Source organism: Streptomyces sp. NPDC023157 (genome assembly GCF_055560575.1).
Map to the genome: position 1 here is coordinate 23,767 of NZ_JBVHIL010000002.1, position 14,738 is coordinate 38,504.

Genomic DNA, 14,738 nt, shown 5'->3' on the forward strand with positions numbered 1-14,738 from the left:
GCACCCGACCGCGCCTCGGCGGATCGGCCAAGATCCGGGCCATTCCGAGGCAGGAACGAACCGGCCTGCGCAGCTCGACAGAAGCTGAGCTCGGGGGGAAGCCCGCGCCGACTGAAGGAGCTGCTGAGGGAGCAATCGTTCCCGTCGGTCACGGACGTCGCGGTGCTGTCCGTGAACGTGCGCGCGGAGCGGGTGCGCGTCGACGCGCGCTCACTCCGGGGCGGTGCCCCGTGCCCGGTTTGCGGGGTCTGGTCGAACCGTGTTCGTGGCTCCTGCCTGCGCGTTCCCCCTGATGTGCCGGGCGCCGGACGAAATGTCACCCTCGGGCTGCGGGTCCGGCGGTTCGCCTGCGGAACTCCCACGTCTTCAGATTCAGATCGGCGGAGCAGCAGGCGGAGGACGGAGAGGGCGGACGATGTGCCGCCGCCCTGAAGGTTTGAGTCGCGTGTCGCGACACCTCGCGACGTCGGTCGAACCGGGCACTTCCCTCGCGCCCCAACCCGCGCCTCAATTCAACATAATCAAACACTCGACCCCATTGCCACAGTCAACTGCGCCACCCATCCAGGGGTTTGGCCCATTCTCGACTAACTAGCGCCACCCTCTTCCAACAGAGTCACACAAGCTCTACCGTAAGCGCGCCATGACGTCGGCATGACCGTTCATCACGCGAGGAGCACGGAGGAACGCAACAATGCGCCGTCTACCCACCCGCACCACCAGGGCCCGAGAGACCCTGACGGCACTGGCCGCCGTCACACTGCTGGGGGCCGCAGGGCTCGCCGCGCCGGCCACCGCCGACGCCACGACTGCCGCCCCAGGCCCAGCCCCGGTCCCCGCCACCTCCGTGACGGGCGACGGAATCGCCCTCACCCCGCCCATGGGCTTCAACAACTGGAACTCCACCCACTGCCGTGCCGAGTTCAACGAGACCATGGTCAAGGGGATCGCCGACATATTCATCGAGAGGGGCCTCAAGGACGCCGGATACCGGTACGTCAACATCGACGACTGCTGGGCACTGCCCGAGCGCGACGCCGACGGCAAGCTGGTGCCCGACCCGGCCCGTTTCCCCCACGGCATCAAGGCCGTCGCCGACTACGTCCATTCCAAGGGGCTGAAGTTCGGCCTCTACACCAGCGCCGGCACCAGGACCTGCGACGGCAGCGGCTTCCCCGGCGCGCTGGGCCACGAGTACAGCGACGCACGGCAGTTCGCCGACTGGGGCGTCGACTACCTGAAGTACGACAACTGCAACAACCAAGGCGTGGACGCCAAGGGGCGCTACATCACGATGCGCGACGCCCTCAGGGCCACCGGCCGGCCGATCGTCTACAGCATCTGCGAGTGGGGCGAGAACAAGCCCTGGGAGTGGGCCGGCGACGTGGGCCAGCTCTGGCGCACCACCTACGACATCAACGACAGCTGGGGCAGCATGCTGTCGATCATGAAGCAGAACCTGCCGCTCTCGCGGTACGCGGGCCCCGGCCGCTGGAACGACCCCGACATGCTGGAGGTCGGCAACGGCGGCATGACGGACACCGAGTACCGCTCCCACTTCTCGATGTGGTCGATGATGGCCTCACCGCTGCTCATAGGGTCCGACCTGCGCAAGGCCACCCCGGCCGCCTTCGAGATCCTCGCCAACCGGGAGGTCATCGCCGTCGACCAGGACCCGCTCGGCAAGCAGGGCACCGTCGTGTCCTCTTCGTCGGGCCGCTGGGTCGTCGTCAAGGAACTCGCGGACGGCAGTCGCGCCGTGGCCCTGTTCAACGAGACGGAGTCCGCCCAGCGCATCGGCACCACGGCGCGCGCGGCAGGCCTGCCGGACGCCGACGCCTACACCGTGCGCGACCTGTGGCAGCACACCACCACCAACACCGCCGGCACCGTCTCCGCGACTGTTCCCGCCCACGGCACGGTGATGCTGCGCCTCTCCGTCGACGACACGTGGGCGTCGTACCCGCCGGCGGTCGAAACCGCTCTCGAAGCCGCTCCGCTCCTTGAAGCCGGCAAGACCACGGAGTTGACCACCACAGTCACCGACCTCGGCCGTACCCCCGCGCGGGACCTCTCCGTGGCGCTCACCGGTCCGGCCGGCTGGCGGATCGAGGCAGCCACGCCCCACACCGACGGTACGGTTCCGACGGGTGCCTCGCTGGCGACCACGTGGCGGCTCACGGCGCCGGCGGGCACGCCCACCGGGGCGTACGCCCTCACGCTGACCGCGGACTACCGCTCGCCGCTGGGCGTCACCGCGCGGTCCGTACTGCCCGTCCGGACCCATGTGGTGGTCGCACCGCCCGCCGGGACGTCGTACCTGAGCGACCTACCCTGGCTCGCGGCCGCCAACGGCTGGGGACCGGTGGAACGCGACGCCGCCAACGGCGAGAACCAGGCCGGTGACAGCGGCCCGCTCACCATCGGCGGCACGGTCTTCGCCAAGGGGCTCGGAGCGCACGCCCACAGCGACGTCGAGTTCTACACCGGCAGCGCCTGTACGACCGTGAGCGCCCTGGTCGGCCTCGACGACGAGTCCGGCGCCCACGGAACGGTCGCCTTCGAGATCTGGGCCGACGGCCGGAAGGCCGCGTCGACCGGCGTCCTCACGAACGACGCTCCCGCACAGCCGCTCAAGGCCGACATCACGGGTGCGCGGACCGTGCACCTGGTGGTCACCGACGGCGGGGACGGCATCGGTTACGACCACGCCGACTGGGCGGACGCGAAGCTGAGCTGCTGACGGACGAGGAACGGTGGTGCGTTGCTCCGTTCCGCCGATCGACAGGTACGGGCCGTACCGCCCGCACGGACCGTACGGGCCGTACCTGGAGCAGCTGAGGCGGCATTTCGAGGGCGCCCGCTCCTGCGGGTCAGGGGCGGCCTCCGCGGCGTACACCCCTTCGACGGCGACGCCACTCGCCCGGGGTGACACCGCACGCGGCCCGGAAACGGCGGCAAGGTGGCTGGGGCGGTGAATCCGGAGCGGGCCGCCACGGCGGAGACGGCCAGGCCCGCGCGGCGGGGCGAGGCCGGCATGGGGCAGGCCGCATCCAGCCGCCCGTCGACGACCCACCGCTCCAGGCTGATGCCGGCGCCACCGAGTCCGGTGGGGACGTCGTCCACGGCCGCGCGGACGCGTCGGCCGTCCTCGTCGTGTCCCGCCGAAAGCAGCGGAGCACGGAGCGGGGCGGTGGCCGGCTCCTTGGCGTTCGCCAAGGCCTCGGCGCCCGGGTCCGCCTCCAGTCGGCCGGGGTCTCGCCAGAGGGCGCGCAGGGGAACCGGGAACCGACGTCCCCGTCACCGCTGCGCGTCCGGCCCCGCGTAGCGCTGCGCGTGGTGGTCGCGGTAGGCGCGCAGCCCCTCGACGAGGTCCCGGATGGCCGACCGGGCGTAGTGGTCGGGGTCCCATCCCGCGTACAAGGGGACGGTCAGCAGACCCTCGGGCGTGCGCACGGTCAGTTCGGCGAGGCCGAAGCGGGTCTCGTCGGTGACCAGGCAGACGCCGCGGCCGGCGGCGGCGAGTGCCTGGGCGAAGGCCGAGGAACCGGTCTCGGTGACAGCCGTGAGGGTGAGGCCCGCCCGGGCGACGGTCTCGTCGACGACCAGCCGGCTCATGTTGGTGCGGCTCATCAGGATCAGCGGTTCGGTGACCAGCTCGGCGAGGGTGATCTCGGTGCGCCCGCTCCAGGGGTGGCCGCGGGGCACCTGGGCGAGGACCGGCGAGCGCCCCAGGAGGGCCGACTCCAGCGGGGCCGGGGCCGGGATGGTGGAGATGCCCAGGTCGGCGTCGCGGCGCAACAAGGTGTCGAAGACCCTGCTGGGCTCCTCCTGGAGGGCGTCGCGGAGCGCGGGACCCTCGGGGCCCCCGCCCGGATCGAGCACGGGGGCGTGGCGAGCGACGCGCAGGTCGCCCGGATCGCGGAGCTCGGCCTGATCCCCGTACCACAGGGCCGGTTCCTGTCGGAGACGGGTGACGGGCCGCTGGCCGCGCTGGGCCCCGAACGAGGGAAACTCGCCTACCGGATGCGGTCGTTCCTGGACGCCGGCGTGGTGCTGCCCGGCTCCTCGGACGCGCCCGTGGTCGCCTCCGACCCGCTGCTGAGCATCCACGACATGGTGAACCGGCGTACGGCCTCGGGCGCGCCGATCGGTCCGGACGAGGCGGTGACGGCCCGGGAGGCGCTGTACGCGACACGGTCGGTTCGGCGTACGCGGTGCACGAGGAGCGGGTCAAGGGCACTCTCGCCGGGGTCGTGCTCGCCGACTTCAGTCCTGAGTGACGACCTGCTTGGCGTGCCCGCCGACCGCATCGGAGAGCTGACCGTGGGGGCCACCGTCGTAGGCGGTCGCATCGCCCATGACACCGGAGCCCTGAAGGTCTCCTGACCGGCTCGCTCCCCGCATAGGCGGACGCGCCGTCCGGACTCAAGTCCGGACGGCGCGCTTCCGGCAGTCGCTACGGGAGCGTCCACCGCTGGTTGGCCCCGCCGTTGCAGTCCCAGATCACCAGCTCGGTGCCGTTGGTGGTCGAACCTCCGGGGACGTCGAGGCAGCGGCCCGACTGGACGCCCTTCAGGCTGCCGTCGGGCTGCGGCGCCCACTGCTGGTTGGCGCCGCCCGTGCAGTCCCAGAGGATCACGGCCGTGCCGTCGACGGTGCCCTGGCCGGTGACGTCCAGGCACTTGCCGCCCTGGGTCAGGGTGCCGTTGGACCAGGTCCAGGTCTGCGCAACGCTGCCGTCGCAGTCCCACAGGCGGACCGGGGTGCCGCTCGCTCCGGAGGCGTCGGCGGCGGCGCACTTGCCGGCCAGACCGGAGGCGACCCGGCCCTCGTGCGAGGTGGGGGTGCCCGGGGTCAGGGCGAAGTCGTCGAACTGTTCGGTGACGTAGCCGGTGACACCGAGGCCGGCCTGGCCGTTGGTGTAGCTGAGGTCGGTGGCGCTGCCGACGGTGACGCCGTCGACGACCGCAGTGAGGGCCGAGCCCTCAAGCGTGAACGCGACGGTGTGCCAGCTGCCGGTGCCGAGTGCGCCGGTGGTGCCGCTCGCCAGGGTGGTGAAGTTCCACTTGGTGTCGCTCTTGTCGATGGACCAGGCGCCGGTGTCGCTGACCCGCAGGTGGTAGGCGTTCAGGCCGTTGTTGTTCCTGCCCTGCTGGTTGACGCGGCCCAGGAGTTCGACGGTGCCCGCCTGCTCGAACATGGTGTCGGCGGAGACGGTGTAGTTGCTCCAGGTGCCGTCGCCCGTGATCGTGTACGGGGCGTTGTACGGCTCCTCGGTCCACCGGATCGGCGACATCGGGGCCATCTGCCGCAGGCAGGTGCCGGTACGGCCTCCGCCGCAGGACACCGACTGGAAGGCGCCGTTCATGTCGGAGAAGTACTTCGGCGAGGTGGTGGCGGCGCGGGTCTCGAAGTCGTCCGAGTACGGCAGGCCGAGCGCCTTGCGAGCGGGCGAGACGGCCGTGCCCTTGCCCTGGCCGGTCGTGGTGGTCACGGTGTAGAGGTGGCCGGGCTGGAGGGTGAGCGTGTACTTGCCGCCGCTCGGGGTGACGTCCTGCTGGTGGACGAACCAGCGGGAGGAGTCGTCCGACTTGACGTCGGTGTCCCAGACGTGGACCTGGCCGGTGGACAGGCCGCCGGTGACGGAGAACGAGACGGTCTGGGCACTGGTGGCGTCCATCGTCTCGATGACGGTGCTGTAGTCGGTGTTGTTCGTCGACTTCAGCGTCACGTAGCTGCCGTTGGTGCGCGTGCCGCCCAGGTAGCCGCCCGCCGAGTCGATGTAGCGCCAGCCGGACCGGGTGAACTGCGTGGTGTGCGCGGTCACCCAGGTGGTCTTGCCGATGTGGTAGTTGCCCGACCAGGGCTGGTTGGCGACGGACATGCCGTCGGTGGAGAAGAAGAGGTTCGGGTAGAGGGCGGCGATGACCGGCCAGTTGAAGTAGGCGGTCATCTTTCCGTCGAGGTAACCGCGGTTGATCGACCGCGCCACGGCGGGCGCGCCGGTGTCGGCGTCCTGGGAGCCGTTCTCACTGGCCCACAGCGGCTTGCCGAGACGTTGGGCGGTGGGGGTACTGGGGCAGGTGGCGTAGGCGTCGAGGTACCCGCACGGGTAGTGCACGCCGACGATGTCGACGGCGTTTTTGAACGCCTGGTCCTGCGCCATGGCGTCGGCCACGCCCCAGTCGCTGTCCGCGGCGACGACCTTGGTGGCGCCGTGGCCGTGGGAGACCAGAGCGGCCTTGAGGTTCCGGTACCAGGTCTTGTCGTAGCCGCGTTCGTTCCAGCCGCCGAGGTAGTCGATGGTGAGGCCGTGGCCGTCGGCGCAGTCCATCCAGGACATCAGGTAGTCGATGGTGTCCTGGGACCAGAAGTTGCCACCGCCGAGCCAACCGGGGGCGCCCCAGGACAGTGCGGCGAGTTTGATCCGCGGGTTGCGGGCCTTGGCCTGCTCGGCCATCCACCACTCGTAGCCCTGGTTGCAGTCGACGGTGCCGGCCGTGTGCATGTGGCTGGGTTCGGCACCGTCGGTGGAGTTGGTGTCGCCGCCGATCTCCAGCTTCAGCAGCTGCAGGGAGGCGCCGTAGCCGGGCTTGTACAGGTAGTCGAGCAGCTCGCTGCGCTGCGGCTCCGGATAGTCGACCAGGAGACGGGAGTTGCCGCCGCCGCCGGAGATCGCTCCGACTCCGTCGAAGGTCAGGCCCGGCTTGGTGCCGTTGACCGTGATCGAGGTCGAGGTCGAGGGGGTGGGCGCGGACGAGGGCACGGCCTGCGAGACGGTAGGCGCGGCCAGGCCGCCGCTGAGCACGCCCAACGACAGGCCGAGGAACGCGGCGAGCGTGCGCCGGAGGCGCACGGGTGCCCGGGTCATGTGGACTCCTTCTGGGTGGGGGCGCCTGGAGGTGGCGCCGGGCGCCGGGAAACGACTGCGGAGGTGCGGAACAGAGGGGTGGGCCCTCGGGGTTGCCCGAGGGCCCACGTGTCAGGTCGTCGCGAACGTTCCCAGCCGCAGCGAGACCGCGCCCGTCGTCCCGTCGACGACCCGCACGGTGGGCCGGTAGTAGTCGCCGCCCCCGTAGCCGAAGTCGGGATAGTTCCAGTGCGTGTCGACGAGCAGGGCCCGTGCCGCCCCTGTGGTGGCCGACAGGGCCTGGAACGCGTCCACGAGCGGGAGGATGCCTGAGGAAGAGGGGTTCTTCTCTCCGGTGACGACCAGGCGGATGGTGTGCCGCCCCTCGGCGAGGCCCGTCTTGCGGTAGACGACCTGCTGGTACTGCTTGGCGGGTGCGTACTGGTCGACGGTGGTGTCGAGTCGCCCGTCGATGAACACGTCGATCAGGCCGAGGTTGGAGCCGTGACCGCCGAGCCACTCGACGCCGGTGCCGTCGAAGCCGAACTCGCACCAGTCGCCCGCGGTGAACGAGAAGGACTCGGTGTCCCCGAAGTCATCGTGCGTCCACCCCTCACCCCGCGCATGTGTCCATGCGCCCTGGTACGTGATGCCCGGGTCGCTGTCGTCGACCCACCGGGGCGGGGTCCGGTCGACCCGGGCCGCGACGCTCCCGTCGGACTCGACGCGCACGCCGGTGCCGTCCGGGCGGGTCAGCGCGAAGGTGTGGACGGCGGAGCGCAGGGCGCGGAAGTCGTTCGTCTCCCGGCCGGCGTCGTCCTTCCCGTAGAGGAAGTACGAGTGGGTGTCCTGCGACCAGCTCCATCCGGGCCGTTCCCGGTAGACGGATCCCGCGTGCTGCGGCACCGCGAGCGCGGTGCCCACGGGCCGGCCGATGTGGTCGTCCGGGTACACCGACCAGAGGGAACCGGTGCGCCAGTCGATGCGGTCGGCCCCGTCGGGGGCGCCGAAGCGCACGCCGAGTTCCTTGTAGCCGCTGTCCGGCTGCCCCGGCAGGGCCTTGACGATGGTGTACGTCGTGGTGAGCAGTCCGGTGCCGTCGACCGTGACGTCGAAGACGACCGGACTCGCGCCGTGGCTGCCCGAGATCGTGACGACGGTGGTGTTCGCGTCCTTCTGGCGCACGCTGATCGACCCGAAGGTCCAGGGCGGCAGATATCCGCCGCGGACGTGCAGGTGCGGGCCGTCGGTGAGCACGGTCGTGCCGCCGCACTCCGCCCGGGTGATCAGGCCGGTCGTCCTGCTGAAGGCGACGGAGAAGCCGGCACCGGTCAGTGTGAGGCTCGTGTCGCTCTCCTCGACGGCGGGCGCGGAGCCCGCGGGGCGGGGCGGGGCCGGTGCGGCGACGGGGCCGATGGGCAGGGCGTAGGAGTCCACCAGCCGTTCCCGGTCGTCGAGGAAGTCGAGTTCGAGCACCTCGCCCTGGGTCCAGGAGCGGTGAGGGATGCTGAGCTTGCCGCTCGCTCCCGGCTTGAGGTCGATGCCGGGCATCGTCCCCTGGGCGCCGCCCACCCGCCAACGGACGGTCAGCTCCGACAGGTTCGTGAAGTCGAACCAGTTGGAGACCGGAACGGTGAGGGGGGTACGGGCCCGCTGCCCGAGCAGCGGCGCGTCGGGGACCCGGACGGGCGAGTACGCCTTCTTCGCAAGCCAGTACTCCGGCTTCTGCCGCCGCCAGATGTCGACGAGGCCCCATTCGGCGGTGCCGGAGACCTCTCCGGGGAGCGGGAACACCTCGTCGACCCCGCCCCAGATCGCGCCGCCGACGACCCCGTACGTGTCGTGGACCTTGGGCCAGAACCGCGAGATCGTCTCGCCCCAGAAGGTGCGGACGCCCGGGTCGGTCCTCAGGTCGTCGACGTTGTACGCGGGCAGGTGGGCGTACTCGTCGTAGAGCGAGGGCTTGGCGGTCTCGCCGCCCAACTGGCCCTTCACGTCCGGGTAGTGGGCGGTGAAGATGTCGTAGCTCGCGCCGGTCGAGTACGTCTCGGCGTGGCTGTAGACGGCGGGCCGAGAGGGGTCGGCGGCCTTCAGGTAGTCCCACTGGGCCTGCGGATTGACGCCCCAGCCGATGTTCTCGTTGCCCATGGACCAGATCAGGACGCAGGCGTGGTTGCGGTCCCGCTCCACCATCTCGGCGAGCTGGCCGAGCCAGTCCGGCTTGAACGCCGGGTCGTCGAGGAGGTCGTCGTGACCCTGCTGGTTCACCCAGCAGACCGCGGTCTCCTCCTCCACGTACATCCCGTACCGGTCGGCGGCGTCGAGCAGGGCCTCGGTGGGCGGGTAGTGGGAGGTACGGATGAGGTTGACGTTGGCCTCCTTGAACAGGCGTACGTCCTGCTCGTCCCAGCGGCCGGTGGCGCCCCGGCCCATCGTCGGGCTGACCTGGTGGTGGGCGACACCGCGCAGCTTGACCTCCCGGCCGTTGACGAGCAGTCGCTTGCCGTCGACCTCGATCTGCCGGAAGCCCACTCTGCGCGTCACGGTGGACTCGGCGCCCTCGGGCCCCGCCGTCAGTTCCAGGGTGTAGAGGTTCGGGTGTTCGGCGTCCCACTTGAGCGGGGCAGTGACGGCGATGTCGTACTGCGCGGGTCCGCCGGGGGTGAGGGAGCGGCTGAGCACCTCGGCTCCCGCGGGGTCCCGCAGGACCAGCCGCACCGGCAGTGCGCCGGCGCCCGCCGGGGTCAGCCGGAGGCCGAGGACCGCGTCGCGGTATCGGGTGTCGAAGGTCGTGGACACGTGGACGCTCGACAGATGTCCCGGCGGCAGGGCGATCAGCCGTACGTCGCCGAGGATGCCGCCGATGCGGTGGCGGGCGTAGAAGGTCTCGTACGACAGGTCCTGCCAGCGGTCGGTGACGCCGACGGTGACCCACGCCTCCGTACCCGGGGTGACGTGGTCGGTGATGTCCGCCTGCCAGCTCGTGAATCCGCCTCGGTGGTCGCGGACGTGGGCCCCGTTCACCCAGAGCCGGGCGTCGCTGTACACCCCGTCGAAGCGCAGGACGATCCGCTGCCCGGCGAAGTCGGCGGGCACCGGGACCTTGGTCCGGTACGCGAACTCCTTGTCCTGCGGCACGTCCACGCCCTGCATGGCGGGCTCTCCGGGCACCTCGACCCGCGGCCAGCCCGAGGTGTCAACGTCGTCGCGCCAGAACTCCGCGGGCGGCTCGGTGGAGATCGACCAGCTGCCGTTGAGGCTCAGCACCGGCTCGCGCACACCCGCGACGGTGTCGGGCACGGGTGTCAGGGTGACCGTGGGCTGCTGCAGAGCGTCTGCCGGGGCCCCCGCTCCCGCTCCGTCGACGGTCCCGGAGGCCGCCGCCGTGGTCGCGGAGCCCAGCGGGCCGGCCACCACTCCCGCCACGACGGCGGTTCCTGCCATGAGGAAGGTGCGTCTGCGCGTCAAATCTCCACTCCTTGTGAGACGGGGGTGTTCCTGCCAGGTCGCGGTCGCCTCAGGTGGGGAGGCCGATGCGGCGTTCCTTGTTGCGGCGCTGCTGGATGACGACGGCGATGACGAGCAGCGCGCCCTGGGCGACGTTCTGCCAGAAGGTGTTGATGCCCTGGACGGTGAGCCCGTTCTCGAGGGCGCCGAGCAGGGCGACCGCGAGCAGGGTGCCGCCGATGCCGCCCCTGCCGCCCTTGAGGGCGCAGCCGCCCAGTGCGGCGGCGGTGATGGCCTTGAGTTCCAGGCCCTCACTGCCGGACACGGGCTGTCCCGATCCGGTGCGTGCGGTGAGCAGGACGCCGGCGACGGCCGCGACCACGCCGCACAGGGAGTAGGCGGCGATGAGGTACTTGTTGATGGAGATGCCGGCGAGGCGGGCCGCGGTGTCGTTGCCGCCGATGGCGTAGAGGTTGCGGCCGATGTCCGTGTAGGTGAGGAGGACGTGGACCGCGAGCGCGACGACGGCCAGGATCCAGATCATCACCGGCAGTCCGGCGATCTTCCCTCGGCCGAGGAAGACGAAGACGCTGTCGTTGAGGACGTAGCCCTGTGCGCGGCCGTCCGAGACGAGCTGCGCGATGCCCTTGTACGCGGCGAGTCCGGCGAGCGTCGCGATGGTCGGGTTGACCCGCCCGTACACGATGATCACACCGTTCACTACGCCGGCGAGCACGCCGACGCCGAGGGCCACGGCGATGCCGACGACGGCGCTGGAGCCCGTGGAGGTGAAGGCCATGGCGCTGACGACGGAGGCGAGTCCGGCCTGGGAGCCGACGGAGATGTCCAGCGCGCCGCAGATGATGACGACGGTCTGGACGACGGCGAGGAGCCCGACGAGGGTCGCGGCCTCGCCGATGACCTGCATGTTCGACCAGCTGAGGTAGTTGTCGTTGAGCGAGCCGAACAGCGCGAGCACGACGACGAGGGCGCCGATCAGGCTGAGGTTCTGCCCGCCGACCGCGGCGATCCGGAACCGCCGGCCGGGCGCTGCCGGTGCCAGTGCCGGATCGCCCTCCGTCCGGTCCGGGGCAAGGGAGACGGTGGTGTCGGTCATCGGAGTGCTCCAGGCATGAGGGCGGGGGTGCTGAGGTCGTCGGCCATGGCAAGGCTGAGGATGGCCTCCTCGGTGGCCTCTGCCCGGCTCAGTTCGCCGGTGATCCGGCCGTTCTGCATGACGGCGACACGGTCCGCGAGGCCGAGCACCTCGGGGAGTTCGGAGGAGATCACCAGGAGCGCGACGCCGCTGCGGGCGAGGTCCGCGATGATCTGGTAGATCTCGGCCTTGGCTCCGATGTCGATGCCACGCGTGGGCTCGTCGAGGATCAGCAGCCGGGGTGTGCGGGCCAGCCAGCGGGCGAGGACCACCTTCTGCTGGTTTCCTCCGGAGAGCTTCCCGGTCTCGTGCTCGATGGAGGGCGTGCGGACCCGCAGCCGGTCGGTGTACTCCTGTGCGACGGCGCTTTCCTGACCTCTTCTCACGAACCTCAGACGGCGCAGCCGTTCGAGGCTGACGAGTGAGGTGTTGTCCCGGATGGATCGCTGGAGGAACAGTGCCTGGGCCTTGCGTTCCTCGGGGGCGAGCCCGATACCGGCCCTGATGGCGTCCTTCGGGTTGCGCAGGGAGAGACGCCGGCCGTTCATGCTGATGCTGCCGGAGCGGATCGGGAGGTCTCCGGCGATCGCGCCGGCCAGTTCCGAGCGGCCGGCGCCGATGAGTCCGGCGAGGGCGACGACCTCACCGGCCCGGATCCGGAGGTCGACGCCGGTCACGTCGTCGGTGGTGACGTCGTGCAGTTCGAGGACGACCTCGTCCCGTGCGACGTCCTGACGGACGAAGAGCGAGGACAGGTCGCGGCCCACCATGAGGCGGACGACCTCCTCCTCGTTCGTCGCCGCGGCGTCCAGCACCCCGGCCACCGCACCGTCGCGCAGGACGGCGACCCGGTCGGCGAGCCGGAAGATCTCCTTCATGCGGTGCGAGACGTAGATGACGGCGATGCCTTGGGCGCGGAGGCGGCCGATGAGCGCGAACAGCGCCTCGACCTCGTGCTCGGACAGCGAGGAGGTGGGCTCGTCGAAGGCGATGATCTTGGCATCACCGGTCAGTGCGCGCAGGATCTCGACCAGCTGACGCTGGGCCGCGGTGAGCTCCGAGCCGAGTGCGCCGGGGTCGATGACCTTGTCGAAGCCCAGCCGGGCGAGGTCGGCCGCGACGCGGCGCCTCAGCTCCGCACGGTCGAGGACGCGTCCGCGCTTGCGGGGCAGGGAGCCCGCGTAGACGTTCTCCGCCACCGAGACGTGCGGGATGATCTCCGGTTCCTGCGGGATGATCCGGATGCCGGCCCTGATGGCGTCCTGAGGGGCGGCGAACGCGATCGGCTCGCCGTCGAGGAGGACACGGCCCTCGGTGGGCTGGTGGTCACCGGTGAGGATCTTGAGCAGGGTCGACTTGCCCGCACCGTTCTCCCCCATCAGCGCGGTGACCTGCCCCGCGGGGAAGTCGAGCGTGACGCCGCCGAGCGCCTGGACGGTACCGAACCGCTTGGCGATGTTCTCGACGGTGATCACCGCGCCGCGGCGATCGACTCCGGGGCGGCCGGTGGAGGGTGTGGGCTCCGGTGGTTCGGCGCCGGATCTGTTCATGGGTGGCCTCGCAGGCTGGAAGCGGGTCGGCTTCGGCGTGGGCAACGGGGTGGAGGGTGTACACGGCCGAGGGATGGCCGGGGGGGGCGGGGCGGGGCTCTCTGCGCGGGGCCCGACGCAGCGACGGCGGGGCCGGCGGCGCGAGAGGAGGGAGGCCTGTGTGGCGGTCCGGCGGACCCACCGCACCGGGCGCACCTGGAGCGTCGGGCAGCCGACCGGACGTCGACCGTCAGGTCGGCGGTCGACCCGGCGGGGAGCCTCAGGTCAGTCGAGCGGACGGGGCGGCTCAGGTCAACCGACCGGAGGAGGCGCGCCGGTCAGGCGACCGGCGCACGGCGCCGGTTCAGCTGCACGTGACCCCGGAGGCCTTCCAGTCGGCGGCGTCCACCATCTTGGTCGGCGCGAACGCCTCCTTCGGGAACCCCTTGCCGTTCTTGAGCCTGTCGTACATGGTCTGCACAGCCAGGGCGCCGACGTCGGCCCCGTTGATGAACAGGGCGGCCTTCATCCCGGACGGCTTGCCCGAGCTCCAGTTCTTGCAGGCCAGGTAGGCGCCGAGGCCGACGCCGATGACGTCGGACGCCTTGAAGCCGGCGTTCTCCAGGGCGGTGACGCCACCCTGGACGTTCTCGTCGTTGCAGCCCCACACGATCCAGTGCTTCACGCCGGGGTTGGCGGTGACGGTCGCCGCGATCTTGTCCTGGGCACCGGTCGGCGTGTTGTCCGTCGGGACCGCGATGTTCTTCACGTCCGCGCCCGCGCCGTCCTTGAAGGCCTTCTCGGCGGCCTTCACCCGGTCGGTGCAGACGGTGACGTCCTGCTTCCAGGCGGAGACGGTACGGGTGTCGGCGGCGTTCCAGCCGGCCTTCTTGAACTCCTCGGCGGCGCGCTTGCCGACCTCGCCACCCATCTGGGCGCCGCTGAACCCGATGCGCGGCACCAGGGCCTCGGGAGCACAGGCGGACGGGTCCGGGCCGGTCGTGCAGATCTGGTCGTCGGAGGTGAGCAGCGCGACCTTTCCGTCCTTGGCGGTCTGGGCGAGCTGGGGGCCCACCGCGGGGTCCGGGACGACGACGATCAGGCCGTTCGTCTTCTGCGCGATGGCGGACTGCACCTCACTGATCGTCTTGTTGGCGTCGTTGCCCAGGTTGACCACTCTCAGGTCGATGCCGAGCTCCTGGGCCTTCGCCTTGGCCCCCGCGGCCTCACCGAGGAAGTACTCCTGGTCGCCCTGCTTCTGCAGATACGTCAGGGAGATCTTCCCCTCGACCTTCGCGGTGTCGTCGCCGCCCGGCTTCACGGTGTCCTGGCCACTGGAACACGCCCCGAGCGCCAAGGTGACGACCGTTCCCAGAGCGACGGCTGCGGCACGTCGGCGACTGCGATGAGTGGACATGGAATTACTCCTTGAGAGACGGCTCGAGAAACGCACGGCGGTGCGCGAACGGCAACACATCGCCGAACTCACGCGAAATCAAAAGGCTCGTGTCATCCCTGCACGCGCTTTCCGAGTCCGGGAGGCGACGCTTGTCCCGTCGGCGGAAGCCACCCCGACAACGAATCAACTTCGCACATGGTCGAACACAATGACCCAGTAGTCAACATGAACGTTCGCAACATGTTTCCCTGGAAAGGGAGTTGGTGATCCAAGGTCGCCTGACGTCGAGCACCGGGCCGCAGCGGGCACCGGGCCGCACAAACGGACGCCGTAAGGGACGCGGGCACGCGAAGT

Annotated in this window: 8 protein-coding genes; 2 read left to right on the plus strand and 6 right to left on the minus strand. The window is 70.6% G+C overall.

The annotated features are described in order from the left end of the window. Positions 1–694 precede the first annotated feature (694 nt). Complete coding sequence (locus tag ACZ3ZE_RS05885; RefSeq protein ID WP_363290722.1) at positions 695–2,743, plus strand: NPCBM/NEW2 domain-containing protein; 2,049 nt, start codon at positions 695–697, stop codon at positions 2,741–2,743. A 557-nt stretch (positions 2,744–3,300) separates the two neighbouring features. Here the strand turns inward: ACZ3ZE_RS05885 and ACZ3ZE_RS05890 are convergent. After that, positions 3,301–3,885, minus strand: coding sequence for a LysR family transcriptional regulator substrate-binding protein (locus ACZ3ZE_RS05890; RefSeq protein WP_467257572.1), 585 nt, complete (start codon positions 3,883–3,885; stop codon positions 3,301–3,303). Between the two features lie 6 nt (positions 3,886–3,891). On the opposite strand from ACZ3ZE_RS05890, the gene ACZ3ZE_RS05895 reads away from it, so the two are divergent. Continuing rightward, positions 3,892–4,389, plus strand: a complete 498-nt coding sequence (locus ACZ3ZE_RS05895; protein WP_467257574.1) for an amidohydrolase family protein — start codon at positions 3,892–3,894, stop codon at positions 4,387–4,389. A gap of 70 nt (positions 4,390–4,459) precedes the next feature. Here the strand turns inward: ACZ3ZE_RS05895 and ACZ3ZE_RS05900 are convergent, their stop codons facing one another. The 5 genes from ACZ3ZE_RS05900 to ACZ3ZE_RS05920 all read right to left on the minus strand — a co-directional run bounded on the left by ACZ3ZE_RS05900 (position 4,460) and on the right by ACZ3ZE_RS05920 (position 14,402). Continuing rightward, positions 4,460–6,874 (minus strand): ricin-type beta-trefoil lectin domain protein, encoded by a 2,415-nt coding sequence (locus tag ACZ3ZE_RS05900; RefSeq protein WP_467257577.1) that lies wholly within the window; start codon positions 6,872–6,874, stop codon positions 4,460–4,462. A 111-nt stretch (positions 6,875–6,985) separates the two neighbouring features. Continuing rightward, on the minus strand, positions 6,986–10,321 hold the full coding sequence (locus ACZ3ZE_RS05905; RefSeq protein WP_467257579.1) for a glycoside hydrolase family 2 protein: 3,336 nt from the start codon (positions 10,319–10,321) through the stop codon (positions 6,986–6,988). Between the two features lie 49 nt (positions 10,322–10,370). Then, positions 10,371–11,417: an ABC transporter permease gene (locus tag ACZ3ZE_RS05910; RefSeq protein ID WP_467257582.1), complete on the minus strand. Its 1,047-nt coding sequence runs from the start codon at positions 11,415–11,417 to the stop codon at positions 10,371–10,373. After that, entirely contained in the window at positions 11,414–13,006 is a 1,593-nt protein-coding gene (locus tag ACZ3ZE_RS05915; RefSeq protein WP_361625616.1) for a sugar ABC transporter ATP-binding protein, read from the minus strand. The genes ACZ3ZE_RS05910 and ACZ3ZE_RS05915 overlap by 4 nt, the downstream gene beginning before the upstream one ends. Positions 13,007–13,349: 343 nt before the next feature. Beyond that, positions 13,350–14,402, minus strand: coding sequence for a substrate-binding domain-containing protein (locus ACZ3ZE_RS05920; RefSeq protein WP_361179925.1), 1,053 nt, complete (start codon positions 14,400–14,402; stop codon positions 13,350–13,352). Positions 14,403–14,738 lie beyond the last annotated feature (336 nt).

Excerpts from the sequence above, each read along its gene's own strand:
- ACZ3ZE_RS05910 (WP_467257582.1), bottom strand. The coding sequence starts at position 11,417 with ATGACCGACACCACCGTCTCCCTTGCCCCGGACCGGACGGAGGGCGAT.
- ACZ3ZE_RS05885 (WP_363290722.1), top strand. The coding sequence starts at position 695 with ATGCGCCGTCTACCCACCCGCACCACCAGGGCCCGAGAGACCCTGACG.
- ACZ3ZE_RS05900 (WP_467257577.1), bottom strand. The coding sequence starts at position 6,874 with ATGACCCGGGCACCCGTGCGCCTCCGGCGCACGCTCGCCGCGTTCCTC.
- ACZ3ZE_RS05920 (WP_361179925.1), bottom strand. The coding sequence starts at position 14,402 with ATGTCCACTCATCGCAGTCGCCGACGTGCCGCAGCCGTCGCTCTGGGA.
- ACZ3ZE_RS05915 (WP_361625616.1), bottom strand. The coding sequence starts at position 13,006 with ATGAACAGATCCGGCGCCGAACCACCGGAGCCCACACCCTCCACCGGC.